Here is a 24,131-nt window from a genome sequence, read left to right as displayed (position 1 = left end):
AGGGGGCCTTGGATGCCTTGGGAGTCGTTCCAACCTGGGATGAAACTGACGGCGGGTCGGATGCTGTCGATCTCGCCGGTCTGGACCGACTGGACTCCGGTGTGGACCACGTCGAGCGGCGCGAACACGCCGAGCTTCGGCAGCAACTCGACGATCACCGCCCGGTGGGCGCAGTCCGCAACGACGATCTTCTGGCGCCTCGACATCGTCTTCGGGTCCACGGCCAACTTCGGCGGCGGCTCCGGGTCGGACAACTGGCGGATCTCGGCTCCGGCACCGGCCGCTGCCGTGATCGGCGAGTGCGGGTACGGGGAGATCCAGAAGGCGGCAGCGCCCGGCGGCTACACGAACTCCGCTGGCACGCGTCAGCCGCTCCGGATCCGGCTGACGACCACGACAACGTTCGAGTTCGAGATGAGCGGCGGCAACATCAACGCTGTTTCGACGGCTACCGGTGCCGGTCTGATTGATGCGGTGACTCCGTGGGCGTGGGACAGCGGCGCTGCTCTGCGCGCGTGGGGGCAGTACGAGGCCGCGGCCTGATCGGAGGAGTTCGATGGACTACCCGTTGGTACAGATCACGGCGGTCGACGTCACGGATCCCGAGGTGGGGTGTTCGCTTCAGATGCGCTTCGACGCTCCGTCCTTCCCGATCCCGGGCGTCACGGAGCAGGACGTCGTGGACGCAGTGAAGGACTTCCTGTCGCAGCAGCCCAACATCTCGGTGACCGCGACGCGGTACGAGGTGATGTCCTCGCCCGTCTGACTGCTCTCCCCATCGAAGCCCCGTGCCGCCTGGTACGGGGCTCTCTTCATGCCCTGGAGGCACGCATGGCCACCGAACTCCATCCCGCTGTCGCGCAGCTGCTCGGCAACTTCCGGTACGACCACCTGCCGGCCCATCTCCAGGAGGTGAGCAGGCCGTTCCACGACCTGGCGCAGGGCCTCGCCGAGACGCTGTCCGGCGCCGAGGTCACCCGGGCGCTTGAGCGTCTGTGGGACGCGAAGAACTGGGCGGTCCTCGCCGCTTCGAACTCAGCACGGGACGGCAGCTGATGAAGCTGATCACGCGCGGTGCACTGGGCTGGCCTGCCTCGGCCGCGCCCGCGCAGGCCACCGCGGGGGGCGTGAAGGTCCACTACACGGGCGGGGACGTCCCGGTGAGCCTGCTGAAGAACCACGCCGGTTGCGTGGCGCTGTGGAAGGACTTCCGGAAGGCACACCTCGCCAACGTCGCCGAGGGCTACAGCGATATCGCCTACAACTACGGTGCCTGCTGGCACGGCTACGTCCTCGAAGGCCGCGGCGCCGGCCGCCGGACAGGCGCCAACGGCAACCAGGCGCTGAACCGGTACGACTACGCCGTCCTCGGACTGGTCGGCAAGACCGGTCTGACCGAGCCGAACGATGGCCTCCTGCACGCCCTGCGAGACGCGATCGAGCACCTCCAGGAGCACGGCGCCGGTAACCGGATCGGCGGCCACCAGGACGGCTACGCCACCCTGTGCCCAGGGGGCCCGCTCTACTCATGGGTCCGGAAGGGCGCGCCGCGGCCGACCGTGTGGACGCCCGTGGTGCCGAAGCCGGGTGCAGGCCGGCCGGTCGTCGACCTGTCCAAGCTCATCTCCGCGGCGCTGGCCGACCCGCCCCGGTCCGGCACTCCCGTCAGCTACGAGGGCGTGAGGGTCGTCGAGGACGCCCTGGTCGAGGAGCGGCTCCTCGCGCGAGCTCTCGCGGATGGGCACTTCGGTACGGCCACGCGGGCCGCGTACGGGCTGTGGCAGATGCGCTGCGGCTACAAGGGCGAGGACGCCGACGGCCTGCCCGGGCTCGCCTCTCTCACGAAGCTCGGCAAGCGCCGCGGCTTCTCCGTCACACCCTGAAGGGAATGATCACCATGGCTTCTCCCTCCGCTCCGATCGAGAAGAAGGTAAAGGCCTCCTCGGCGCTCGCGTACCTGGCCAGCCTCGCAGGGCTGGCAGTCCTCGGCGGAGTCACCGATGACCCGTCACTGATCAGCAGCATGCCCAACGCGCTGGAGCCGTTCGTGTTGTCGCTCGTTCCAGCCACGGCGGCTTGGATCGCCGGATGGGCGGCTCCGCACACGCCTCGCTCGGACACCTGATGCGTGCCGCGCTGGCCCAGTTCTGGGCACGGCTGGACTGGCGCGGCCTTGCGCTGGCCTCCTCGGGCCTTGCCTGGATTAGCTACGGCGCCTCTATCGCCATCCAGCCCCGCTACGGCACGGTCCGTGGCATCTCGGTCCTCCTGGACCTGATGTGCATGGCCGGCTGGGGCTGGCTCTGGATCGGCGCCGGGGTGATCGCCATCGGTTTCTCACCGGCCCGGGCTGGGCGTGACCTGCCTGGCGTGTTCGCGGCGATGGCTCCGCCGTTGCTTTGGGCCCTGGCATACGCGCTCGGGGGAGCCACCGGGGCCTCGGGCACAGCATGGGGGGCGGTCGCCCCGTGGGCGTCACACGCTCTACTCATCGCGATCGTCGCCTACGTGACCAGGCCTCAGCTGATCGTCCCGAGGATGGTGACGCGTGGAGCCGAGTAGCTGGCTCGGCCTGCTCGCCGTGGTCGTCTCCACTCTGGGTTCGCTCGGGGGGACGTGGCTGGGCAGGACCAAGACGACCGTCCAGGAGATACCGGCCGCAGAGTTGCCAGCCGCGCCTGCGCAGCCGGTGGGTACGTGGAGCGTCTCGCCTGAGATGTATCACTGGTTCCAGGAGCAGATGACTGCTCTCCACGCGAGGATGCGCGTTCTTGAGAACGCTGAGCGAGAGTCTCGGTCGCGTGCGGATCGGACGGAGCGGCTCCTCGGCCTGGCGCTCGACCACATCAGCAAGCAGGACGACCAGCTGCGCGGAGCCGGTATGCCGCTGGTCCCGATGGACCCCGAGCTGCTCGCGGCTCGGGACAACCGTTGAACGAGCCCCCTTCCGCCTTCGGGCGGGAGGGGGCCCTTCGTCGTGTCTGGGGCAGGCGGCGCTACCGCTCACGCGATGATGTCGAGCACTCCGTCGGTGTGTTCCAAGCCTTCCAGCACAGTAGTCGCGCCAGCATCTCGCAGGTCTGCTACCGATGAACGTCCCGTCGCGACAGCCACCATTCGGACACCGGCATCCCGCCCACCGGCAACGTCGGCGGGCGTATCCCCCAGGAAGACAGCGTTCTCGGGCTTGGTGGTGGACCGGGCCAGGGCGGTACGCAGCAGCTCGGGCCGCTCCTCACCGTCCTCGGCATACGCCCCGGCGTCGAGGCGTAGGTAGGTGTCGAGACCGAACACGGCCAGTTTGACCTCGGCGGCCACACGGACGTTGCCCGTCACCACGGTTTGGCGCACGCCCTGCTCCTGGAGGCGAGCGAGGACGGCTGCGGCTCCCGGCAGCGCGTGCCCGCGCTCGCGCAGTTCAACGGCCCGGCGGGCGTGCACGGCGCCGAGGGCCGCGGCGAAGACGTCGAACAGTTCGTCGCTGTACGGGACATCATGCAGCCGCGCGGTTTCCCGCAGGATGACGCGCTCAGTCGACCCGGTCACGGAAGCCTGCTCACGCAGTTCGACCCCGGTTACCTCTCTGAAGGCCTGCGCCCATAGTTCAGGCCCGAGGCCTCCTGTCGCCATCAGCGTGTGGTCGATGTCCCACAGCACAAGCTCCGGCACGGCCGTCCCTCTCTCCATGGATTCGCATCTCCCCGCGTAGCGGGCACCTTACGCTCAGATACAGCGAGCAAGGAGTGGGCACCATGGTTGCAGCGGACCTCCCTATCGGGGACAGGATCAGGCACTACCGCGGAGGGCGCCGGCAGGACGCGGTCGCAGGACTGGTCGGCATCACACCGGACTATTTGTCACAGATCGAGCGCGGTCTGAAGATGCCGTCGTTGCCGATCCTCTACGCCCTCGCGCAAGAACTCGGGGTCCCCACCGCGGCCCTGCTCTCCGACCAGCCTCCCCCCGAGGCAGAAGTGGCCAGCAGCCCCGAGACTGCGGTGGGCCGCGCTCTCCTCGGCTACGGGCCCGCTCGCACCGCTGCTCCCGTACCAGCAGGCGTACTGAGGGACCGGGTAGAGGGCGCCTGGCAAAGTTGGCAGACGAGCGGGCAGAGGTTCACCGAGGCGGCCGAGACGTTGCCCGACCTCGTCGCCGACGTGGAACACACCTTGCGTGCGGCGCGTGCCGGCGCTGACGCCGAGGAGCGACGTGCTGTCCTGCGCGCGGCCGCGGATCTGTATTGCCTGCTCCGCTCTTACCTCCGCCGTACGGGCCGCGTCGACCTCGCGACCCTCGCTGCCGACCGGGCGATGCGGGCCGCAGAAGACGCTGATGACCCGCTCCGCATCGCCGCGGCGCAGTGGAACCTGGGGCACGTGCTCCTTGCTGCCGACCAGCCAGGCGAGGCGGAGGAGCTGGCGGTGCGGGCGGCCGAGCAGGTAGCCACGGCCCAGATGCCGGAGGTTGAACGCAAAGCGATGGCTGGCGCACTCCAGTTGGTGGCTGTGGTCGCGGCGACCCGTCGGCGCCGCTGGTGGGAGGCCCGGGAGCGACTGGTCAAGCATGCGGCGCCTGCCGCGCGCGCAGTGCCGGACGACAGCAACATCGGATGGACGGTGTTCGGGCCAACGAACATCGCTCTACACGCCCTGTCCATCGACATGGAGGCGGGCGAGACCGGCGAGGCCCTGCACACGGCGGACGCGATCGACACCACCGGGTTGCCCTCGCTGGAACGGGAGTTCACGTTCGGGCTTCAAGTGGCGGCCTGCTACAGCCAGCGCCGAGACGATGCCGCCACGTTGCTCTCCTTGGTCGGCTTGGAGGCCATCGCTCCGGAGGACCTGGCTCGTACGCCGCTCGCCCGGCAGCTCGTGCTGACGGCGATCCGCCGGGCCCGAGCGATGCACGCCCGGCAGGCTGAGCAGCTTGCCGTGCGGATGGGGCTCGTGTAGCTGGGGAGCCTGTGGTTCACCCGAGCTGAGAGTTCGGGTCGACTCGACATGGTCTGCCTACGGTCACGTGAGGCAAATCACGGCGAGCACGGAGGCGTTGAGCATGGCGACCAGCATCGACACAGATCAGACCGCCGTCCTCGCCTTACTCGAACTCCCTGCTCCGGAGACCTTGTCGGAGCCGCAGATGTGTGGGCGGGCCTGCGTCTGGTGCGGTGACGCACTGTCCAATGACACCGCAGTCGATCTAGGCGTCCGGACTGCCGAAGTGCATGGGATCACCGCAGACTGGTTCCCTCGCACTGACAAACGGTGCGTGGGCGGCAAGGCGTATGCGCAGCTGTTCGTGCACGCCGTGAGCTGCGAGCCGTGTCGTGAGACCGCCGCGGGCTGCGACACGGCGGTGGCCCTCCGGCGCCTCATGCGAGAGGGGCGGCGGTGAAGGTCTGTCGTCACTGCCAAGAGCCGATTGAGGACCCCGAGGACGAGGTCCTGGTCGCGGTCGAGCCGTACAACTCGGCTGGCGGGGGGCGCTTCATCTACGCGCACGTCGACCACGTCAGCTTACTGAAGGCCGACCCGATACCAGCCGGCGTCCTAGCCTGCCTCCGCGTCGACGGGCTACGGCGCGACCTCTGAACTCCCGTCCGCCTCCGTCCCCCCGGCGGGGCGGGCGGGGCCAACCCCCACGTGCGGTGTACTCACCGGTCCGCCGCGCCCGCCTCCTGGCGGGCAGCGTGGGAAGATCCGCCGCGGCCCCAGACCATGGTCGCGGCGGGTCACTTCACCAGGTCGGCGAGTGGCACGTCGAGGACGTAGGAGATTCGCAGGAGGGTGGCCATGGTCGGGTTTCCGGTGCCGGCTTCCAGTGTCTGGACGGTGCGCCGGTCGAGTCCTGTGGCGAGGTAGAGAGCGTCCTGGGTCAGGTTCTGTTGCTGTCGCGCGGCCTGGACCCGCTGCCCGATCTGGCGCTGGCGGGACCGGAGCCAGCCGTCATCTTCAGGGAGCTCTCGCACCCGCCCTACGCTCGGGTGATCATGACCGATTGACTGCGGAGTATATTCCGCTTTTTGTGATCATGATAGAAGGGGAGGGTGAGCAGTAGAGGCATAGGACACTCAGGGCGCCGACCTCTCAGGCGCACCAAGCACTGCGAGCCCTGCGGCGATGTGGCATATGCCGTGGGGCTACGGGTAGTGTGCGGGATTCGAACGTCTGTTCACACGAACGAGTGAGTCGTCTACGGGTTACCTCGCCAGAAGTCATCCGTTAGACAAGATGTAAATGGAACGCGGCCCTCCCGGTCGCCCCACACACCCCCGCCGGCAGCCCGTTGGGAAGCGAGTCAGGCCGGCGGGAGACGGCCCCCCTGCGTCCTCACATGACGCAGGGGGGTTACGTCATTTTCCCACCTCCGAGGCCTCGCGGATGCGTCATCACAGACCCTCGCCAAGGGGGTTTCCTGAGGGGGTTCTCAGGGAGTTCCCTCCACCGAGGGAGGCCTGAGGGGGGTGCGTGCCGAAAGGCGGCGAAAGCCATGGAAAGACATAGAAAGATCCTTTGGGCTGGTCACGGAATGATCGACGATCACAGCCCAGACGCCCCTTCAAGTGCCTCGATGTACGAGGAGTACAAGGAACCGCTGTACGCGGCTCCGCCGCTGCTCCAGCGGATGGTCGACGCCGGCCGCCTGGGCCGCAAGTCGGGCTCCGGGTTCTACACGTACCCGTAGGCGTCCCGCGCCCCGCGCTTCTCAGGGGCGTGGGGAACTGCGCACCCCACGGCACAACTACTCTCCGTATAAGTGCTGCCCTGTGCGGGCCCGGCTCTCTTTTGAGGGCCGGGCCCGCCGCATTCACACACCGTGTGCGCTCCGGGCACGCATATGCCCCTCGCACACGCTCCCCACGCACCCACCAGGCCTGTTGACTTTCCGTGCACATGTTAGGGATGTGACGACTACGGAAAGGAGCGGACACGTGACCGCCGACCCGGAGCATCCCGTGGTCCGAGGAGAAGTCGCAGAGTTACGTCGCCGTCTCGATGTGGCCCATGCCACCGTCGAGGGGTGCATGACTCTGCTCAGTCATCGCGCCGAACAGACCGCCAAGGAGCTCGACGACCTGAGTACTCGGGTCATCGCGCTGGAGCACACCCGCTGGCCGCTGCGCGCGGTCGCGGTCGTCACGGCAGTGGGAGCGCTGGCCGTGGCGGTCTGGCAGGCTCTGGGTCGTTAGACCCGTGGACGCGGTGGGGGATCAGGGCAAGGCGTCCTGCCCGAGCCTCAGATGGTGCAGGAGGAGCAGCGCGGCAGCCATATTGGCGGCCGGAACCTCACCGCGGGCGACCATGTCGGGAGCGAGCTTGAGAGGAACCCATTCCCGTCGGTCGGACTCGAAGTCGTCCACAGGATGCCCGATGTACGCGCCTTCGTCGGCCCAGTAGATGTGGTGCCGGGCGTCGGTGAGCCCGTTCGAGGGCTCGACGCTCATCAGATGGCGCAGAGGTCCCGGCCGCCAGCCGGTCTCCTCCTCCAGTTCGCGGGCCGCCGCGACGGCGATGTCCTCGCCGTCCTCGACGACACCCGCGGGAAGCTCCCATCCCCAGCTGTCGGTGATGAAGCGGTGCCGCCACAGCAGCAGCACCTCGTTCGCCTCATTCACGACAGTGGCCACGGCGACGGGCCGCAGCCGGATTAAGAAGTGATCGAGATGCCGGCCGTTCGGCAGTTCGACATCCGCGAGATTGACGCTGAACCAGCGATTTGCGTACACGATTTGTTCGTTCTGTTTCGTCCACTGCACTTTTCTGCCACCTTCCGCCGGGTAGATGGCAATATCGCAGCAGGAGTGTCCGCACAGCAGGCTCGCAGTGGGCCGCTCCCAGCGCGGCGGCAGGCACAGAGTGAACCGCCCGGGAGGGCTCAGGGCCCCCGGGGGCGGTCGGGACGATCAGTGGTCGGAGCGTTCTCTAGAGCGGCACGCGCAGTGCTCCGTCGATGAGTTCGGCGGCCTCGGAGGTGCCCGCGCAGCCGCTGGCCACCAGGTGTTCGCGTACCGCCCGCAGTCTGTCGCGCAGCCGCTGGGACTCCATCCCCCGTGCGCGTTCCGCCATCTCGACCGCGGTGACCACCGCTCTGTCGGCGTTCCCCTGGCGCAGTTCGATCTGGCTGAGCATGGCGAGCCGGTGCACCCTGCCCCGGTCGTGCGCCGGATTGTCCACGGCGGCCGCCGCGTGTTCCCGTGCGGCACTCAGGTCACCGAGGCTCAACAGCGCCTCCGCCACCTGCACGTTGACCAGGCCCGGCTGGACATAACCGGTCTCGTCCGGCTCGTAGCCGCGCCGGATGCGGTCGGCGGCCTGCTCGGCACGCCGGATGCAGGACAGCGCGCTGCTGCCGTCGCCGAGGTGTGCGTACGCCTTGGCCTGCATCGCGGAGAGGTCCGACGCGAGCGCCGGAGTGATGTGGCGCCCCGCGGCGCGCAACGCCGCCTCCGCGAAGGCCACCGCCTGCCGGTGCTCGCGCATGAACAGCGCCTGGTTGACGAGGAGCGCGATCACATAGGCGCCGAGTCCCCTGTCCCCGCTGGCCTTCGCGAGCCTGAGCGCCTGGTGGAAGTAGCGCTGGGCGAGCCCGTGCGCGTCGGAGTCGTACGCGCAGATGCCGGCGATCGCCACCAGGCCGCCGGTGGCGCGGTGGAGCTGACGGCCCGTGGCGTCGGTGTAGCTGCCGCGCAGGAGCGGCGCGGTCTCGGAGTTGAGGAATCCGACGATGCGCGTGCGGGTCGCGACGCCACCGGCCTTGCGGTACATCTGCTCGTAGTGGGCGCGGGCGGCGCGCAGCATCTCGATGTCGGACATGCGCACGCGGTGCCGTCCGCCGCGGGAGACGTCCACGTCCTCCGGCGGGTTCTCCCACTCCCACACGGGCATCACGGCGGGCGTACCCGTGACGGCGGGGGCGCCCAGTATGTGCGGGCGCTGCTGCTCGTCGCAGCGCCACAGCGCGGTGGCCCGCTCGACGAAGCCGGAGAGCGTCGTACCGTGCGGGGTGGCCGGTTCGCCGGGCACTCCGAGGCCGATGTCGTCGAGCGTGACGGGCCGTTGGAGGCGGGCCGCGAGGACCTCGCAGATCAGGTCGGGCACCTGGCCACGGGGGCGCTGCCCCTTCAACCACCGTGCCACGGCGGTGTGTTCGTAGCGGAGCGCGAGAGCGCGTGCCCGTCCTGCCTGGTTCACATGGGCGGCGAGTCCCGCGTGGGAGATTCCGGCCTCGTCGAGGATCGCGTCGAGCAGAGTGTTGGGCTGCATGAAGGCCATCCGATGGCTGGGTGCAGACGGTGCTTTTCAACCTAGCGCCTCTCCCTTCACACGGGGTGTGAACGGAGTGCCCGGATCCGGGCAGTACGCGCGCTGTCGCTGAGAGTGGTGAGCCGGTTGACTGAACTGCCTCGCAAGAGGCCGGCCGGGCCGCCGGCTCCCCCTCGTACAGTGCGGCGGCCCGGAATTACGCCGTCCGCCCCGCTGCCTGCCCGACACTCCGTGGCGGGCGGACGGCGCCGTTTCGTTCCACCGGCTTGTTTCGTTCCACTGGGTCGTACGGGAGGAGGGCCGACGGTCGCTCGTCGGGTGCGGGTGCGTCGTGGCTGGTCGCGCCCACGCGGCGGAGCCGCACATGTCACAGTCCCGCGCCCTCAAAGGGGCGTGGCCACTTGCTCCCGGTACGGCGCCGGGATCTGTGTTCGGCCGTTGGCCAGTATCAGGAGGGCCACGTCGTCGGCGGGGAAGCCGTCGGCGTGGGCGAGGAGTTGGGTGAAGACCTTGCCCAGGACCGCCTGCGGTGCGGTGGGGCGGGCGCGGGTCGCCTCGCTGAGCGCGGCGTGTAAGGGGAAGAAGCGGCCGGCACTGTCGCGGGCGTCCTCGACACCGTCCGTGTACAGGAACAGCGCCTCGCCCGGCAGCAGCGGCCCGCAGCGGACGACGGGCAGTTCGGCGGGGAGGGGAAAGGCCCCGAGGGGTGGCAGCGGATCGCCGAGGCCCAGGTGCTCCACTCGCCCTCGCCCCCGGCCTCCCGGCTCGGCCGGTCCCCCGTCGGCGCGCAGCAGATACGGCCATGGGTGGCCGCAGTTCAGGGCGCGCGTCTCACCGTCGTGGCCGATCTCCAGCAGCAGTACGGTGACGAACTCCTCGGCGACCGGGTTGTCGGGGTCGAGCCCGGACGAGGGGTGCTCGGCCTTGGCGCGCTCCCTGAGGTGCCGGGCCATGGCCCGCTCCAGTTTCCGCAGCACGCCGGGGAGTTCGGGTTCGTCGTGGACGGCCTCGCGGAAGCTGCCCAGTACGGCCGCGACGGTTCCGATGGCGGCGAGCCCGTGCCCGCGGACGTCGCCCATCACGATCCGGACGCCGTGTTCGGTGCCGATCACCTCGTACAGGTCGCCGCCGACACTGGCCCCGCGGTCCGCGGACACCTGGGCGGCCGCGATGTTCAGCCCGTCGACACTCGGTGGCAGCGGACGCAGGAGGACGCCCTGAGCGGCCCCCGCCACTCTGCGGATCTGCCGCAACTCCCGCAGCAGCCCTCGTCTGACGTGCAGCACCAGACCCGTGCCGACGGCGAAGAACACGGCGCAGGTGACGATCCGCGCGCCGAGCCCGTTCTGCTGGGCGAGTGGACAGGCCAGCTTGTAGGTGATCGCCACCGCGCCCCAGGCGGTGGGCAGCCCCAGGGCGAGCAGACGGCGCAGCCGCTGCCGGCTCCGGCCCAGACGCCGGGCCTCGGTGCGGCCGAGCCGGCGGCGGGCACGGGCCCTGGCGCGACCGAGTGTCGGACGGTTCCCCCGAGCCTTTGTACGGATCATGCCGACGGCCCCCCTAGGCCCTGTTCAGCGCAGGCACCGGCCTGTTCGGCCGGGTCGATTCTGTCGACCACACCCCCCGACAGCCCCGAATCCCCCACCCAAGTCACCCAAATGAGTGAGCCCCACCCAAACAGCACAAAGGACGCCCCCAAACGGAGACGCCCTCCCACTTCCAGGGTCACGGAGAACGACGCACCCCCTGCTTGCAGGGGCGCGGGGAACGGCGCACCGAGCCACAACGCACCCGCACCCACCCAGCAACCCCAGGGGGCCCACCGCCGCCTTCAGGGGCGCGGGGAACTGCGCAACAAGCCACGATGCACCCGCACCCGACCCTCGAACCCGCAGCCCCCGCCCCCACACCAGCGGAGCTAACTACGCAGAACAGCCCCCGTACGAGCACCCGCAAGGGCAACCGCCGCATCCCGCGCGGCGGACGCCTCGTCCACGGTCAGCGTCCGGTCGGCCGCGCGGAAGCGCAACGCGTAGGCGAGCGACTTCCGCCCCTCACCGAGCTGCTCCCCCTCGTACACGTCGAACAGCCGCACGGACTCCAGCAGTTCACCCGCGCCCTCACGCAACGCGGCCTCGACGTCGGCGGCCGGGACGTCCCGGTCGACGACCAGCGCGACATCCTGCGTGGCGACGGGGAACGTGGAGATGCGCGGCGCGACAACCACACCGGCACCCGCCCGCTCCAGCAGATCGAGCTCGATCTCCATCGCACAGCTGCGCTCCGGCAGGTGCAACGCCTTGATGACCCGCGGGTGCAGCTCACCGGCGTGCCCGACGAGCGTCTCCTCGCCGTCCACCGTGGCGTACAGCGCCGCACACCGGCCCGGGTGCCACGGCGCGTGCCGGTCACCGCGCACGGTCAGTTCGACCCCGGCCTCCCGGGCGACGGTCCGCGCGGCCTCGACGGCGTCCGCCCAGTCCGCCGGACGGCCCTTGCCCCACCAGCCGGCCTGCTCGCGGGCGCCCGCGAGGACGACGGCGGCCCGGCGCGGCTGACGCGGCAGCGCGGCGTCGATCCCGGCGATCTCCTCGTCGGTGGGCCGGCGGTCGACGGGCAGCCGTACGGCCGTCCCCTCCTCGCCGGTCGGCCGGAAGACCAGCCCGGTCTCGAAGAGCGCCAGGTCGTGCGAGCCACGGCCGTCGTTGCGGCGCAGCGCGCCGAGGAGCCCCGGCAGCAGCGTCGTACGCATCGCGGGCTCTTCGTCGGAGAGCGGGTTGACCAGCGTCACCACGGTGCGGCGCGGGTCGTCGGCGTCCAGGCCGAGCTGGTCGAGCACCTCGGTGCCGATGAACGGGTAGTTCAGCGCCTCCACGTACCCGGCACCCGCCAGCGCGCGGCCGACCCGGCGGTGCAGCCGCTGCCGGTCGGTCAGCCCCAGGCCCGCGGGGGGCTTGGGCAGCGTCGAGGGCAGGTTCTCGTAACCCTCAAGGCGGATGACCTCTTCGGCCAGGTCGTTCGGGTCGGTGAGGTCGGGCCGCCAGGACGGCACGGTGACGATCAGCTCGTCCTGCCCGTAGACGTCGCAGCCGACCTGCTGGAGGCGGCGTACGACGGTCTCGCGGCCGTAGTCGACGCCCGCGACCTTGTCCGGGTGGTTCGCCGGGATGGTGATGGTGTGCGGCGCGGACGGGGAGCTGACCTGGGTGACCCCGGCGTCGGCGGTACCGCCCGCGAGGAGGACCAGCAGGTCGACCGTGCGCTGGGCGGCGGCGGCCGCGGCCTCGGGGTCGACGCCCCGCTCGAAGCGCTTGGACGCCTCGGAGGCCAGCTTGTGACGGCGGGCCGTACGGGCGATGGAGATCGGGTCGAAGTGCGCGGCCTCGACGACGACCTCGGTGGTGGTGCCCTCGGTGTCGTCGATCTCGGTGTTGGCACCGCCCATGACACCGGCGAGGCCGATCGGCCCGCGGTCGTCGGTGATCACCAGGTCCCCGGCGTCGAGCGTGCGCTTGGCGCCGTCGAGGGTGGTGAGCTTCTCGCCCTGCTCGGCCCGGCGCACGCCGATCGCACCCTGGATCCGGGAACGGTCGTACGCGTGCAGGGGCTGTCCCAGCTCCAGCATCACGTAGTTGGTGATGTCGACGGCCAGCGAGATCGGGCGCATGCCCGCCTTCTGGAGACGGCGCGTCAGCCAGATCGGGGAGCGTGCCTCGGGCGACAGACCGGTGACGGTCCGCGCGGTGAAGCGGTCGCAGCCCAGCGGATCGGCGATCTGCACCGGGTGCCCGAAGGCGTTCGGGCCCGGCACGTCGAGCAGCGCCGGGTCGCGCAGGTCGAGCCCGTAGGCGGTGGCGGTCTCACGGGCGACGCCGCGCATCGACAGGGCGTAGCCGCGGTCGGGCGTGACGGCGATGTCGAGGACCTCGTCGACGAGTTCCAGCAGCTCGATCGCGTCCGTGCCGACCTCGTACTCGGGCGGCAGCACGATGATCCCGCCGCTGCCGTCGTCGCCCATGCCCAGCTCGTCGCCGGAGCAGATCATGCCGTGCGAGGTCTTGCCGTACGTCTTGCGCGCGGCGATCGCGAAGTCGCCGGGCAGCACGGCGCCGGGCAGGACCACGACGACCTTGTCGCCGACGGCGAAGTTGCGGGCGCCGCAGACGATCTCCTGCGGCTCACCCGTGCCGTTGGCGGTGCCGACGTCGACCGTGCAGAAGCGGATGGGCTTCTTGAAGCCCTCCAGCTCCTCGATGGTCAGCACCTTGCCGACGACGAGCGGCCCCTTGAGGCCGGCGCCGAGCTGCTCTACCCTCTCGACCTCCAGGCCGGCGGACACGAGCTTGGCCTGCACATCGCGGCCGGTCTCGGTGGCGGGGAGGTCGACGTACTCCCGCAGCCAGGAAAGCGGGACCCGCATCAGATCTCCATCCCGAACGGCCGGGTGAACCGGACGTCACCCTCGACCATGTCTCGCATGTCTTCGACGTTGTGGCGGAACATCAGCATCCGTTCGATGCCGAACCCGAAGGCGAATCCGCTGTACTTCTGGGGGTCCACACCGCAGGCGACGAGCACGCGCGGGTTGACCATGCCGCAGCCGCCCAGCTCGATCCAGCCCTCGCTGGAGCAGGTGCGGCAGGGGCGGTCGGGGTTGCCGACGGACTCGCCCTTGCAGACGTAGCAGAGCATGTCCATCTCGGCGGACGGCTCGGTGAAGGGGAAGTAGTTCGGGCGCAGCCGGGTCTTCATGTCGGCGCCGAAGAGCGAGCGGACCATGTGGTCCAGGGTGCCCTTGAGGTCGGCCATGGTCAGGCCCTCGTCGATGGCCAGCAGCTCGATCTGGTGGAAGACCGGGGTGTGCGTGGCGTCCAGCTCGTCCGTGCGGTACACGCGGCCGGGGCACACGATGTAGACGGGCGGCTCGCGGTCCAGCATGGCGCGGGCCTGCACCGGCGAGGTGTGGGTGCGCAGCACGACCCCGGACTCGCCGTCCGTGCCCGTGGAGCCCTCGGAGCCCTTCGAGCCCTCAGCGCCCTTCGAGGCCTTGACGAAGAAGGTGTCCTGCATCTGCCGGGCCGGGTGGTCCGGGGTGAAGTTGAGGGCGTCGAAGTTGAACCACTCCGCCTCGACCTCGGGGCCCTCGGCGATCTCGTATCCCATGGACACGAAGACGTCCGCGACCCGCTCCATCATGGTGGTCAGCGGGTGCCGGGCGCCGGCCGGTACGCGGTCGTAGGGCAGTGTGACGTCCACGGCCTCCTCGACCAGCACACGGGCGTCCCGCTCGGCCTCCAGTTCGACCTGGCGGGCGGCGAGTGCCTTGTTCACCGCGCCACGGGCCTGGCCGACGAGCTTGCCGGCGGCGGCCTTGGCGTGCGGGGGCAGTGCGCCGATCTCGCGGTTGGCGAGGGCCAGCGGCGAGGTGCCGCCGGTGTGGGCGACCTTGGCCTCCTGGAGCGTGTCGAGGTCACCGGCGGCGGCGAAGGCGGCGAGCGCCTCGTCCCGCATGCGCTCGATCTCTTCCGGTTTCAGTGCCTCGACCTCAACAGGGTCGTACGACTTGTTCGGTGCCGACATCTCTTCCCGTGCTTCCGATTGGTTGGCCGACGGTCCCCGTCGCGACTCGCGGGACGCGCTGTCCCTGAAATGCGCCCTGGAATGCGCTGTCCCTGAAAAGGGGACGCAAAGGTGCCAAAGGCCGAGTCTAACGGGGGTGGGCGCTCGTCCCGGACGCCCGTCCGAGCTGAGCTGGGTGTGCGAACGCGCCCGTGGGGGCCGCTTCGGCGTTACTGCAGATACGCCGGGGTGCCCACGGGCAACGTAAATCGGAACTGTGCGCCGCCCTCGGGGGCGCGGCCGACGGTGATGGTGCCGCCGTGGGCTTCGACGATGCCCTTGACGATGTACAGCCCGAGGCCGGTGCCGCCGCGCTTGCTGCCCCGCCAGAAGCGGGTGAAGACGCGGTTCATGGACTCCTCCGGGATTCCGGGGCCCTCGTCGCTCACCGTGACCGACGTGCAGACGTCCTCCCCTTCGCGGGGCGACGGTGCGGGCTCCACGTCGATGGTGACGGTTCCCTCGCCGTGCCGCACCGCATTTTCCAGCAGGTTGCTGAGCACCTGGTCGACCTTGTCGGGGTCGGCCCACAGGTCGGGCAGCGGCTGGCCGATGCGCAGCAGGAAGCGGTCGGCGGACTGGCCGGAGGCCACGTACGCCTGGATGTGGCGGCCGACGGCGGCGCCTATGTCCACCGGCTGGCGCCGTACCTCCAGGCGCCCGGAGTCGATGCGGGAGATGTCGAGGAGCTCGGCGATGAGACGGGTGACGCGGTTGGCGTCCGCGTCGACCGTCTCCAGCATCAGCTTCTTCTGGTCGTCGGTGAAGCGCTCCCACTTGGCGAGCAGCGTGGCCGTGAAGCCCTTGACGGAGGTGAGCGGCGAGCGCAGTTCGTGGGCGACGGTGGCGATCAGCTCGGCGTGGCTGCGTTCGGTGCGGCGGCGGCCCTCGGTGTCGCGGAGCGAGACGACGACCCGGCGGACCGGGCCGGTGGGCCGCACCCGTACGTACCGTGCCGTGACCAGGACCTCCCGGCCGCCCGGGAGCAGGAGGTTGCGCTCGGGCTGTCCGACCCGGATCGTGAGACCGCCGTACGGGTCGGTCAGCTGCCACCAGCGGCGGCCTTCGAGGTCCTCCAGCGGCAGGGCCCGCTCCAGATGGTGGCCGAGGGCCTCGGCGGCGGGGGTGGCGGTGATCCGGGCGGCGGCGGCGTTGAAGCAGATCACCCGGCCGCGCTCGTCGGCGATCACCAGGCCGTCGGGGAGGTCGTCGGGGTCGATGCCGAGTTCGGGGAGGTCCGCGGGACCGGCGTGCCGGGGCGCGGGCGCGCTCCGCACCTCGTGTGCCCGCAGCGCGCTCTGCGCACCGCTCGTGCCGACACTCATCCCCGTACCCCACCTCTCGTCCGGCATCCGGGGCAACCTCCCTGCTCAAGCGCAGCCGAGAGCTTGGGGGCGGGTCCCCGGGCCCGTCACCCTACTAGCTGGGAGTGACCGGACGGACCCCCTCAGGAACGAGCACGGCGGGCACGCTGCGCGCGAGCCGACGCGTAGAGACATACGGCGGCGGCCGTCGCGAGGTTCAGGCTCTCTGCCTTGCCGTGGATCGGTACGCGCACGACGGCGTCCGCCAGCGCACGTGTCTCCTCCGGGAGCCCCCATGCCTCGTTGCCGAAGACCCAGGCGGTCGGTCCGCCCATGGTGCCCTTGTCCAGCTCGTCGTCGAGGTCGTCCTCGCCCGCCCCGTCGGCGGCCAGGATGCGGACCCCGGCGTCCCTGAGCCCCTGCACGGCCTGCTCGACGGGTACGCCGACCGCGACGGGCAGATGGAACAGCGAGCCGACCGAGGCCCGTACGGACTTGGGGTTGTAGAGGTCGACGGAGGCGTCGGTGAGGACGACGGCGTCGGCGCCGGCCGCGTCGGCGCAGCGCAGGACGGTGCCCGCGTTCCCGGGGTCCCGCACATGTGCCAGGACGGCGACCAGTTTGGGCCGCGCCTCGACGATCTTCTCGAAGGGGGTGTCCAGGAAGCGGCAGATCCCGACGAGTCCCTGCGGGGTGACGGTCGTGGAGATGTCCGCGATCACGTCGTCGTCGGCGAGGTGCAGCCGGGCTCCGGCGTCCCGGGCCTCTCCCACGATGTCGGCGTACCGCTCGGCGGCGTCGACCGTGGCGAACAGTTCGACGAGCGCGGGCTCGCCGCCGACGCGGTGGGCGGCCGCTTCCCGCACGGCCTGCGGGCCCTCGGCGAGGAACAGCCGCTCCTTGCCCCGGAAGCTCCGCCTGGCGAGCCGCCGGGCGGCGGAGACGCGCTGCGAGCGGGGGGAGATCAGCTCGGGGCCGCTGGACATGAATTCACCTTCGGTTCACGGACGGGGGCGGGGCGTACCGCTTGCCGCGCTGAGGAGCCGGCCCTCTGGAACGGAACAATGCCCGGGCAAAACAAATGTGGGCCCGCAGCCCTGAGGCAAGCGAGCCCACACGGAGGTTCCGGCCGAGGCCAGCGCCAGTGTCACGCAGCCTTGGGCGCGTTGACGTCCGACGGCAGGGCCTTCTGCGCGACCTCGACGAGCGCGGCGAACGCGTTGGCGTCGTTGACGGCCAGCTCCGCGAGGATCTTGCGGTCCACCTCGATGTTGGCGGCGTTCAGACCCTGGATGAGGCGGTTGTACGTCATGCCGTTCTGGCGGGCCGCAGCGTTGATGCGCTGGATCCACAGCCGACGGAAGTCGCCCTTGCGCTTCTTGCGGTCGTTGTAGTTGTAGACCAGGGAGTGGGTGACCTGCTCCTTGGCCTTGCGGTACAGACGCGAACGCTGACCGCGGTAGCCGCTGGCGGCTTCGAGGATCGCCCGGCGCTTCTTGTGGGCGTTGACTGCCCGCTTGACGCGTGCCACTTGTTAACTCCTTGTAGCGGGACCGTGGTGGTTGTCACACGGTCCGAAATCGATGGGGTCCCGGTTCTGACATACGGCGCCGGAGCGCCGGAACGTCACTTGCCGAGAAGCTTCTTGATCTTCTTGGCGTCGCCCGGGGCCATCTCGGCGTTGCCGGTGAGGCGGCGCGTCACGCGCGACGACTTGTGCTCGAGCAGGTGGCGCTTGCCGGCACGCTCGCGGAGCACCTTGCCGGAGCCGGTGATCTTGAAGCGCTTGCTGGCACCGCTGTGCGACTTGTTCTTCGGCATGGCGCCGTTCTCTCCTCGTCGGTGGCGTTCCTGTGCCCGGTCGTCAGACCGGGCACAACGGAACGTCATATGGATCGGTTGACGTCCCCGGACTCGCGTCCGGAAACCCCTGGGACTCGCATCCCGGGATCAGGCTTCGGCGGGAGCCTCGGCCGGGGCCTCGGCGGCCTCGGTCTCGACGACCTCGTCGTCCGAGATGTCGTCACCCGCGTGGTTCTGCGACTTGCCCGGGTTGGCCTTCGCCTCCGCCTTGCGGGCCGCCTGGGCCTCGCGGGCTTCGGCCATCGCCTCGGTCTTCTTCTTGTGCGGGCCGAGAACCATGATCATGTTTCGGCCGTCCTGCTTCGGGTTCGACTCGACGAACCCGAGGTCCTCGACGTCCGAGGCGAGCCGCTGCAGCAGTCGGTAGCCGAGTTCCGGCCTGGACTGCTCGCGACCACGGAACATGATCGTGATCTTGACCTTGTCGCCCTGCTTGAGGAACCGGACGACGTGACCCTTTTTGGTGTCGTAGTCGTGCGGGTCGATCTTCGGCCGGAGCTTCATCTCCTTGATGACCGTGTGCGCCTGGTTCTTGCGCGCCTCACGGGCCTTCATGGCCGACTCGTACTTGAACTTCCCGTAGTCCATGAGCTTGCAGACCGGCGGACGCGCGGTCGCGGCCACCTCGACCAGGTCGAGGTCGTACTCCTGCGCAAGCTCCAGGGCCTTGGCAAGCGGAACAATCCCGACCTGCTCACCGCTGGGACCGACAAGTCGTACCTCGGGAACGCGAATCCGGTCGTTGATGCGGGGCTCGGCGCTGATGGATCCTCCTCGGATAGCACCACACGGCTGTCTGGCAGACAGCTCGCGTACGTCTTCTCACTGAACCAACCGCCATGGGACATGAAAAATGCCCCGGACGGGACACAGGCGGTGGCTCCAAGGATGACCGGAGCACCGCCGCGGTCAACCGCGGGGCGCATATCCAGCGGCTCCATCGTCCGTACGGAACGATGGGGGCCGCCTGACCGGGTGACCCGCCTTCCCGGAGGATGGTCGGGTGGGAGTTCGGAGCCTCCACTTGTGGGCCGGGCACAGGAGTGTCCGGCCGGTCGTTACACAAGGTTAGCAGCTCCCCCCGGGTGGTGCGAATCGGTGTGCGGGCACCGGTTCCGGGCACGCGCCGGTTCCGGGCGCGGCGCCGGAGCCGTACGCGCATCGGTTCCGGGCGCGCATCGGAGCCGTACGCGTCTCCCGCGGGCGGGGCCCGGCGGGCCGGGGCCTATCGTGTGGGGCATGAGTGACACCCCTCCCCAGACCCCCGGTTTCGACGACATGACCCGCGACATCGCCGAGGTCCCCGCGGTCGAGGTCCTGGTCACGGTCGCCGTGAACCTGATGAGCGCCGCCGCCGTGAAGCTCGGCCTGTCCGAGGAGGGCGACAAGTACAAGGACCTCGACGAGGCGCGCAAGCTGGTCCACGCGCTGGCCGGGCTGCTCGACGCGAGCGCGACCGAGATCAGCTCCTTCCACGCGGCGCCGCTGCGCGACGGCCTGAAGTCGCTGCAGCTGGCGTTCCGCGAGGCGTCGCTCGTCCCGGACGAGCCGGGCCAGGGCCCGGGCGAGAAGTACACGGGCGCGGTCTACGGCTGACCGGAACCTGATCCGGGGCCCCGCGACCCCGCTCCCAGGTATCCGACCATCAAAGTAACTACTGGCGTACGTACAGGGGCTCGCCCGGTGGCGTCGCCTCGGCCGGCAGCAATGCCAGGTCGAGGCCGCGCACCAGGCGGGCCCGCAGTGTCTCGTCGGCCGCGAGCCGCCGGGCGACGGCCTGGGCGGTGCCGGCCGGGGCGGCGGCCGGGTCCAGTACGAGGGCCAGGGTGCCGTCGGCCCGCCCGGGGCCGAGGTGGGCGCGGAGCACCAGGGGCTCGGCGGCGACCGCGGCGCGTACCGCGGCGACCACGGCGGGGTCGGCCAGCGGGTCCGTCGTCGTACGGCCCTCGGCGAGCGCCAGCAGCGCCGGGCCGGTCAGCTCGTACGCGACCGGTCCCGCCAGGTCGAGGACGACCGTGTCGGCCTTCTCGTGCGCGGCGGCCTGCAGCGCCTGGTGCAGGGGTACGGCGACGGGGCGGGCCGCCGGGTCCCAGCGGGCCAGCGACGCGGTGGAGGTGAAGGCGGGCAGCGCGGTGCGGTCGCCCGCCTTCAGGGTGGGGACGGCCATGTCGCTGGTCTTCTCGTGGCGCAGACCGTTCTCGTCCTCCTCGACCTCGCCGAGCACGGCGACGACGGGGACGAGGAGCCGCGCGTCCTTGAGGGCCGCCAGGACGGGGCCGTGCGCGGACCTGTCCTCGGCCCAGGCCGCGAGCGCCGCGCTCAGCCGGGGATCGGCGGAGCCGTCGTCGTCGGAGAAACCGGGGTCGGGGATGTTCTTGTTCGCCACGGGCACGGAGCCTATCGGGGGCGGGCGGCGGGCTGCTCCGGCGGGCTGTCGTGGGCCGGCGTGCGCCGACGGGGGCCGATACGGGCCGACGCGGGCCGCCGTCGGCCGGTCGCGGGCCTTTTGCCCGTGCCTGCCCGTCCCGGAAACAGGCTGTTCACGGGACTCAGGGGTTTCTCAGCGATCCCTGACACGCTTCTCACACGCGTCTAACCGGGCGCACAGTGGCACGGCCCAGGCTCGGGGCATGGTCCCTCACAGAGCACGCCTGCACGGTGACCGCCCGTCCCGCGCCAGGCCGCTCGGGCGTCTCGGGCGGACGGCGCTCGCCTCCGTCGTACTGCTGGGAGTCACGGGCGCGGGCACGGTGTACGTGACGGCGCAGGCGCATGACGCCGGTGAAATCGTATCCTCCTCGGCGTCATCCCGAACCCGAACGAAGGCCGTGACGGAGGCGACGGTGGAACCTGTGACGGCATCCGCGTCCGCGGAACCCACCCCCGCGTCCGGGGACGCGGCTCTCGCCGAGGCGCTGGGTTCCGTCGCCGTCGAGGCCGGGGCGCGGCTGTCGGTGGCCGTGCTGGACACGGAGTCCGGGCGGAGCGCGGTGTACGGCGACGAGGCGTTCGACACCGCGAGCATCGTGAAGACCGACATCCTGGCCGCGCTGCTGCTGCGGGCCCAGGACGCGGGGCGGGAGCTCACCGCGCAGGAGAAGACGTATGCCTCCGCGATGATCCGCGAGAGCGACAACGCGTCCGCCTCCGCGCTGTGGGAGGCGATCGGCCAGGCTCAAGGGCTGGCGCGGGCCAACGAACGTTTCGGCCTCGACGGCACCGAGGGCGGGGAGGGGGCGCTGTGGGGGCTGACGCAGACCACGGCCGCCGATCAGCTCACCCTGCTGCGGCAGGTGTTCGGGGACGCGGACGACTCGGAACTCGACGAGAACTCCCGGGCCTACCTGCGAGGGCTGATGGGTGACATCGCCGCGGGGCAGGACTGGGGGGTGTCGGCCGCGGGGCCGACCGGGTTCGCCCTGAAGAACGGGTGGCTGCCGCGGACCGCGACCGGGCTGTGGGACATCAACAGTGTCGGGCGGGTGACGGCGGACGGCCGCGAATACCTCGTCGCGGTGCTGTCGGACGGCAACTCCACCAAGGCCGGGGGGATTTCGACGGTGGAGGCGGCGGCGAAGGCCGCGGTGACCGCCTTGACGACGACCTGACCCGGCGCGCCACGCCCCCTGCGGGGTATCGAGGGTCTACAGATCGAGTGTCTGCAGATCGAAGGGCCTACAGGGTTTCGGGGTCGCGGGGGCGCCTGCTGCCCCGCCACAGGATGACCGCCACGACGAGGAGGACGCCGCCGACGCTGCCCGCCAGGGGGCCGGCCCAGGCGGTCGAGGGCCCGTCGTCCTCGGCGGTGTCCGGGCCCTCGCCGAAGTACTTGTCGGAGTTGGCCGCCGCGCTCAGGTTCTCCGGCTTCAGACCGGCCGCCGCCTTGATGGCCGCCGCCGGGTCCACGAAGCCGTACCCCAGGGAGTCGTCGCGGCCGCCGGAGGGGGCGTTGCGGGCCGTGTCCTCCAGGAGGTCCTTGATCTGCGCCGGGGACAGACCGGGGTGCGCGGCCTTGACCAGGGCGACGGCCCCGGAGACGAAGGCCGACGCGGCGCTGGTGCCCCAGCCCTCGTAGTACTTGCGGTCGGGGTCGGCTATCACGACGTCGACGCCGGGGGCGCTGACCGTGGCGTACCAGCGGCGGGTGGAGAACGAGGCGCGGGTGCCGTAGCGGTCGACGGCGGTCGCGGCGATCACGCCCGGGTAGGCCGCCGGGTACGAGATGTGGTCGCCCTTCTCGCCGCCGTTGCCGGCCGAGGCGATCACGGCGGCGCCCTTCTTCAGGGCGTACTGCACGGCGGCGTCCTCGGAGGCCTCCGGGTGGGCGGACTTGGAGTCGTCGCCGAGGGAGAGGTTGATGACGTCGGCGCCGTGGTCGGCGGCCCAGCGGATGCCTTCGGCGAGGGCGTTGCCGCGGGTGTTGCGGGCCTTGCCGCGGGCCGAGTCGCCGTCTTCCAGGATCACGCGGACGGGGAGGATCTTCGCCTCGGGGGCGATGCCCATGACTCCGTCGGCGTTGCCCGAGCCGTGTCCGTGGCCCGCGATGATGCCGGCCATCGCCGTGCCGTGCCGTGCCCAGGGGCGGTCGCCGCGGCCCGCGCCGAAACCGACCATGTCCTTGCCGGTGAGGACGTTGCCCGCGAGGTCCGGGTGTTCGTCGTCGACGCCCGTGTCGAGGACGGCGACGGTGATGCCCGCGCCCTTCGTCGTCTGCCAGGCCTCCTGCGTGTGCATCGCCTCCAGCGCCCACTGCTTCGCGCGGATGCCGTCGGCGTGGGCGGCGGTGGAGGGCAGCAGGGCGAGACCGGCGGCCAGCGTGGCGACCAGCAGGCCCCTTCCGCGGGGTGCTCCGCGGGCCGCACCGCGGGAGCCGCGCGGGGTCCGGGGGCTCATGAAGGCTTCTCCGTGGCCGAGTCGACGGTTTTACGGAGGCTGCGCTCGACGCGGTCGGCGAGGCCCTGTGCGTCGTGGCCGAGGCCGGCCTGGGCGGGCGGTGTGGTGGCGCCGGCCTTCATCGCGTCCTGGGCGGGCTGCGGTTCGCCCACGGCACGGCCGTCGGCGAAGCCGGAGACCGCGTAGGTGACGACCGGGGCGTCGGTGAGGACCGACAGCGTCCATGACGCGCGCTGGTCGTCGCCGAAACCTGCCGCGACGGTGCCCTTCGCCGCGTACGTGCGCGGCATGAGGTCGCGGCGGCTGTCGAGCTTCTGCTCCTCGAACCGGCGGTGCAGTACGCCCATGGCGGCGGCGTCCGCCTTCGTGAACAGCAGGCCGACCGTGGTCACATGGCTGCGGGTCGCGTCCGTGTAGGTGGCGCGCAGGAGGCGCAGGCAGCCGGCGGGCGCGAGGGCCTTCTGCAGGAGCGGGTCGAAGGCGTCCCCGCAGCCGCTGTCGGGGGCCACGGCGATACGCGTCCAGGTGCGGTCGGAGCCGCCGGGGCCCGCGCCGTCGCCCTTGACCGTGGGCGGGAAGAGTTCGTCGACGGGCACGCTGTGCCACAGGTCTCCGGCCGCGGTGAACGCGTCCGGTGTGCCGGAGCCGCCCGAGCTGTCCCCGGTGAGCCAACTCCCCGTCAGCGCGCCGCCGATGAGGCCGAGCCCCAGCACCACGCAGGCCGCGGCGGCGGCCACGCTGCTGCGCCGGCGGGGGCCCGTCGGACGCACCCGCGCGGTGTCGACGTCGTACGTGTCCGGAGACGCGAGGGACACGAACGGCCGGAGCGGCGACGCTTCCGGAGCCGTGGGGATGTGCCGGGCGGGCCCGGTGAACGACTCACCCCGGAACGCTCCGTCCCCGCTGACCGGGGACGCGCTCGGCGGCGGCCCGGCGGGCCTGGCGGGAACGGGCCGCAGCCGGGTGGTGGTCTCCGACGGCCCCTGCGCGGACGGCACGCTCCGCCGCGCAAAGGACTGATGAGCACCGGGCGCCACCGAAGCAGGACGCGGGTGCAACCCGGCCCCGCTCCCCTGCCCGGCACGACCACCGCCCGCCCGGGCCTCGGCCGGGCCGAGGCCAGACCGCCGCGCGGTGTCGCCGCCGGCCGTTCGGGGGGGTGTCGTGGGGCGGGGTGGGGTTTCGG

The 24,131-nt window shown here is 71.0% G+C and carries 25 protein-coding genes and 2 pseudogenes; 12 read left to right on the top strand and 15 right to left on the bottom strand.

Annotated elements, in window-relative coordinates; translation table 11 throughout:
• Positions 1 to 39: 39 nt before the first annotated feature.
• From IE278_RS14970 to IE278_RS14940, 7 genes are all read left to right on the top strand, one after another.
• Positions 40 to 543 carry a hypothetical protein gene (locus tag IE278_RS14970; protein WP_189772500.1) on the top strand — a complete coding sequence of 168 codons (504 nt, stop codon included), beginning with the start codon at positions 40 to 42 and terminating at the stop codon, positions 541 to 543.
• A gap of 13 nt (positions 544 to 556) precedes the next feature.
• A complete protein-coding gene (locus IE278_RS14965; RefSeq protein ID WP_189772499.1) occupies positions 557 to 766 on the top strand; it encodes a hypothetical protein in 210 nt (69 codons plus the stop codon).
• 65 nt (positions 767 to 831) lie between these two features.
• Entirely contained in the window at positions 832 to 1,056 is a 225-nt protein-coding gene (locus IE278_RS14960; protein ID WP_189772498.1) for a hypothetical protein, read from the top strand.
• Positions 1,056 to 1,883: an N-acetylmuramoyl-L-alanine amidase gene (locus IE278_RS14955; RefSeq protein ID WP_189772497.1), complete on the top strand. Its 828-nt coding sequence runs from the start codon at positions 1,056 to 1,058 to the stop codon at positions 1,881 to 1,883. The genes IE278_RS14960 and IE278_RS14955 overlap by 1 nt, the downstream gene beginning before the upstream one ends.
• A 5-nt stretch (positions 1,884 to 1,888) precedes the next feature.
• Positions 1,889 to 2,125, top strand: coding sequence for a holin (locus IE278_RS14950; protein ID WP_246570329.1), 237 nt, complete (start codon positions 1,889 to 1,891; stop codon positions 2,123 to 2,125).
• Positions 2,125 to 2,562 carry a hypothetical protein gene (locus tag IE278_RS14945; RefSeq protein WP_213089725.1) on the top strand — a complete coding sequence of 146 codons (438 nt, stop codon included), beginning with the start codon at positions 2,125 to 2,127 and terminating at the stop codon, positions 2,560 to 2,562. Before IE278_RS14950 ends, IE278_RS14945 begins: the two co-directional genes overlap by 1 nt.
• Positions 2,549 to 2,935, top strand: coding sequence for a hypothetical protein (locus IE278_RS14940; RefSeq protein WP_189772496.1), 387 nt, complete (start codon positions 2,549 to 2,551; stop codon positions 2,933 to 2,935). The genes IE278_RS14945 and IE278_RS14940 overlap by 14 nt, the downstream gene beginning before the upstream one ends.
• A gap of 68 nt (positions 2,936 to 3,003) precedes the next feature.
• On the opposite strand, the gene IE278_RS14935 is transcribed toward IE278_RS14940, so the two are convergent.
• The gene (locus tag IE278_RS14935) at positions 3,004 to 3,687 is read right to left on the bottom strand and encodes an HAD family hydrolase (RefSeq protein ID WP_246570328.1); all 684 of its coding nucleotides are present in this window, start codon (positions 3,685 to 3,687) and stop codon (positions 3,004 to 3,006) included.
• A gap of 65 nt (positions 3,688 to 3,752) precedes the next feature.
• On the opposite strand from IE278_RS14935, the gene IE278_RS14930 reads away from it, so the two are divergent.
• On the top strand, positions 3,753 to 4,955 hold the full coding sequence (locus IE278_RS14930) for a helix-turn-helix domain-containing protein (RefSeq protein WP_189772495.1): 1,203 nt from the start codon (positions 3,753 to 3,755) through the stop codon (positions 4,953 to 4,955).
• Positions 4,956 to 5,734: 779 nt separating this feature from the next.
• On the opposite strand, the gene IE278_RS14925 is transcribed toward IE278_RS14930, so the two are convergent.
• Positions 5,735 to 5,971 carry a helix-turn-helix transcriptional regulator gene (locus IE278_RS14925; protein ID WP_189772493.1) on the bottom strand — a complete coding sequence of 79 codons (237 nt, stop codon included), beginning with the start codon at positions 5,969 to 5,971 and terminating at the stop codon, positions 5,735 to 5,737.
• A 584-nt stretch (positions 5,972 to 6,555) separates the two neighbouring features.
• On the opposite strand from IE278_RS14925, the pseudogene IE278_RS14920 reads away from it, so the two are divergent.
• Both IE278_RS14920 and IE278_RS14915 read left to right on the top strand, forming a co-directional pair.
• Positions 6,556 to 6,687: pseudogene (locus IE278_RS14920) on the top strand (3-hydroxyacyl-CoA dehydrogenase family protein); the annotation flags it as partial.
• Positions 6,688 to 6,934: 247 nt separating this feature from the next.
• Positions 6,935 to 7,192 (top strand): hypothetical protein, encoded by a 258-nt coding sequence (locus tag IE278_RS14915; RefSeq protein WP_189772944.1) that lies wholly within the window; start codon positions 6,935 to 6,937, stop codon positions 7,190 to 7,192.
• Positions 7,193 to 7,213: 21 nt separating this feature from the next.
• On the opposite strand, the gene IE278_RS14910 is transcribed toward IE278_RS14915, so the two are convergent.
• The 10 genes and pseudogenes from IE278_RS14910 to infC all read right to left on the bottom strand — a co-directional run bounded on the left by IE278_RS14910 (position 7,214) and on the right by infC (position 18,842).
• Entirely contained in the window at positions 7,214 to 7,759 is a 546-nt protein-coding gene (locus tag IE278_RS14910; RefSeq protein WP_189772491.1) for an NUDIX hydrolase, read from the bottom strand.
• Between the two features lie 166 nt (positions 7,760 to 7,925).
• Positions 7,926 to 9,266, bottom strand: a complete 1,341-nt coding sequence (locus tag IE278_RS14905) for an NsdA family TPR-like regulatory protein (protein ID WP_189772489.1) — start codon at positions 9,264 to 9,266, stop codon at positions 7,926 to 7,928.
• 383 nt (positions 9,267 to 9,649) lie between these two features.
• The gene (locus tag IE278_RS14900) at positions 9,650 to 10,813 is read right to left on the bottom strand and encodes a PP2C family protein-serine/threonine phosphatase (RefSeq protein ID WP_189772487.1); all 1,164 of its coding nucleotides are present in this window, start codon (positions 10,811 to 10,813) and stop codon (positions 9,650 to 9,652) included.
• A gap of 371 nt (positions 10,814 to 11,184) precedes the next feature.
• A complete protein-coding gene (pheT, locus tag IE278_RS14895) occupies positions 11,185 to 13,686 on the bottom strand; it encodes a phenylalanine--tRNA ligase subunit beta (protein ID WP_189772485.1) in 2,502 nt (833 codons plus the stop codon).
• Positions 13,686 to 14,846, bottom strand: a complete 1,161-nt coding sequence (pheS, locus tag IE278_RS14890; protein WP_189772483.1) for a phenylalanine--tRNA ligase subunit alpha — start codon at positions 14,844 to 14,846, stop codon at positions 13,686 to 13,688. Before pheS ends, pheT begins: the two co-directional genes overlap by 1 nt.
• 209 nt (positions 14,847 to 15,055) lie before the next feature.
• On the bottom strand, positions 15,056 to 16,210 hold the full coding sequence (locus IE278_RS14885; RefSeq protein ID WP_189772481.1) for a sensor histidine kinase: 1,155 nt from the start codon (positions 16,208 to 16,210) through the stop codon (positions 15,056 to 15,058).
• A 122-nt stretch (positions 16,211 to 16,332) separates the two neighbouring features.
• Complete coding sequence (locus tag IE278_RS14880; protein WP_189772479.1) at positions 16,333 to 17,175, bottom strand: TrmH family RNA methyltransferase; 843 nt, start codon at positions 17,173 to 17,175, stop codon at positions 16,333 to 16,335.
• Between the two features lie 161 nt (positions 17,176 to 17,336).
• Positions 17,337 to 17,720, bottom strand: coding sequence for a 50S ribosomal protein L20 (gene rplT, locus IE278_RS14875; RefSeq protein WP_024494113.1), 384 nt, complete (start codon positions 17,718 to 17,720; stop codon positions 17,337 to 17,339).
• A gap of 95 nt (positions 17,721 to 17,815) precedes the next feature.
• Positions 17,816 to 18,010, bottom strand: a complete 195-nt coding sequence (gene rpmI, locus IE278_RS14870) for a 50S ribosomal protein L35 (protein WP_019065473.1) — start codon at positions 18,008 to 18,010, stop codon at positions 17,816 to 17,818.
• 129 nt (positions 18,011 to 18,139) lie between these two features.
• Positions 18,140 to 18,842, bottom strand: a pseudogene (gene infC, locus IE278_RS14865) (translation initiation factor IF-3).
• A gap of 449 nt (positions 18,843 to 19,291) precedes the next feature.
• On the opposite strand from infC, the gene IE278_RS14860 reads away from it, so the two are divergent.
• Entirely contained in the window at positions 19,292 to 19,648 is a 357-nt protein-coding gene (locus IE278_RS14860) for a DUF1844 domain-containing protein (RefSeq protein WP_189772477.1), read from the top strand.
• Positions 19,649 to 19,706: 58 nt separating this feature from the next.
• Here IE278_RS14860 and IE278_RS14855 read toward each other — a convergent pair whose 3' ends face one another.
• Positions 19,707 to 20,438, bottom strand: a complete 732-nt coding sequence (locus tag IE278_RS14855) for an SseB family protein (protein ID WP_189772475.1) — start codon at positions 20,436 to 20,438, stop codon at positions 19,707 to 19,709.
• 244 nt (positions 20,439 to 20,682) lie between these two features.
• Between IE278_RS14855 and IE278_RS14850 the strand changes: the two genes are divergently transcribed.
• Complete coding sequence (locus tag IE278_RS14850; protein ID WP_246570327.1) at positions 20,683 to 21,660, top strand: serine hydrolase; 978 nt, start codon at positions 20,683 to 20,685, stop codon at positions 21,658 to 21,660.
• Between the two features lie 67 nt (positions 21,661 to 21,727).
• Here IE278_RS14850 and mycP read toward each other — a convergent pair whose 3' ends face one another.
• Both mycP and IE278_RS14840 read right to left on the bottom strand, forming a co-directional pair.
• Positions 21,728 to 22,945 carry a type VII secretion-associated serine protease mycosin gene (gene mycP / locus IE278_RS14845; protein ID WP_189772472.1) on the bottom strand — a complete coding sequence of 406 codons (1,218 nt, stop codon included), beginning with the start codon at positions 22,943 to 22,945 and terminating at the stop codon, positions 21,728 to 21,730.
• A complete protein-coding gene (locus tag IE278_RS14840) occupies positions 22,942 to 23,943 on the bottom strand; it encodes a hypothetical protein (protein WP_246570326.1) in 1,002 nt (333 codons plus the stop codon). The genes mycP and IE278_RS14840 overlap by 4 nt, the downstream gene beginning before the upstream one ends.
• Positions 23,944 to 24,131 lie beyond the last annotated feature (188 nt).

The organism is Streptomyces tauricus (assembly GCF_014650955.1).
Classification (GTDB): domain Bacteria; phylum Actinomycetota; class Actinomycetes; order Streptomycetales; family Streptomycetaceae; genus Streptomyces; species Streptomyces tauricus.
Note: the sequence above shows the minus strand (reverse complement) of the source record. Positions and strands in the feature narration are given on the sequence as shown.

Bases quoted from the DNA above. Each gene is read 5' to 3' on its own strand.
- IE278_RS14955 (WP_189772497.1), top strand. From the start codon at position 1,056: ATGAAGCTGATCACGCGCGGTGCACTGGGCTGGCCTGCCTCGGCCGCG.
- IE278_RS14860 (WP_189772477.1), top strand. From the start codon at position 19,292: ATGAGTGACACCCCTCCCCAGACCCCCGGTTTCGACGACATGACCCGC.
- IE278_RS14935 (WP_246570328.1), bottom strand. From the start codon at position 3,687: ATGGAGAGAGGGACGGCCGTGCCGGAGCTTGTGCTGTGGGACATCGAC.
- IE278_RS14970 (WP_189772500.1), top strand. From the start codon at position 40: ATGAAACTGACGGCGGGTCGGATGCTGTCGATCTCGCCGGTCTGGACC.
- IE278_RS14885 (WP_189772481.1), bottom strand. From the start codon at position 16,210: ATGAGTGTCGGCACGAGCGGTGCGCAGAGCGCGCTGCGGGCACACGAG.
- IE278_RS14945 (WP_213089725.1), top strand. From the start codon at position 2,125: ATGCGTGCCGCGCTGGCCCAGTTCTGGGCACGGCTGGACTGGCGCGGC.
- mycP (WP_189772472.1), bottom strand. From the start codon at position 22,945: ATGAGCCCCCGGACCCCGCGCGGCTCCCGCGGTGCGGCCCGCGGAGCA.
- IE278_RS14900 (WP_189772487.1), bottom strand. From the start codon at position 10,813: ATGATCCGTACAAAGGCTCGGGGGAACCGTCCGACACTCGGTCGCGCC.
- pheT (WP_189772485.1), bottom strand. From the start codon at position 13,686: ATGCGGGTCCCGCTTTCCTGGCTGCGGGAGTACGTCGACCTCCCCGCC.
- IE278_RS14880 (WP_189772479.1), bottom strand. From the start codon at position 17,175: ATGTCCAGCGGCCCCGAGCTGATCTCCCCCCGCTCGCAGCGCGTCTCC.
- IE278_RS14960 (WP_189772498.1), top strand. From the start codon at position 832: ATGGCCACCGAACTCCATCCCGCTGTCGCGCAGCTGCTCGGCAACTTC.
- pheS (WP_189772483.1), bottom strand. From the start codon at position 14,846: ATGTCGGCACCGAACAAGTCGTACGACCCTGTTGAGGTCGAGGCACTG.
- rpmI (WP_019065473.1), bottom strand. From the start codon at position 18,010: ATGCCGAAGAACAAGTCGCACAGCGGTGCCAGCAAGCGCTTCAAGATC.
- IE278_RS14905 (WP_189772489.1), bottom strand. From the start codon at position 9,266: ATGCAGCCCAACACTCTGCTCGACGCGATCCTCGACGAGGCCGGAATC.
- IE278_RS14950 (WP_246570329.1), top strand. From the start codon at position 1,889: ATGATCACCATGGCTTCTCCCTCCGCTCCGATCGAGAAGAAGGTAAAG.
- IE278_RS14930 (WP_189772495.1), top strand. From the start codon at position 3,753: ATGGTTGCAGCGGACCTCCCTATCGGGGACAGGATCAGGCACTACCGC.
- IE278_RS14850 (WP_246570327.1), top strand. From the start codon at position 20,683: ATGGTCCCTCACAGAGCACGCCTGCACGGTGACCGCCCGTCCCGCGCC.
- IE278_RS14965 (WP_189772499.1), top strand. From the start codon at position 557: ATGGACTACCCGTTGGTACAGATCACGGCGGTCGACGTCACGGATCCC.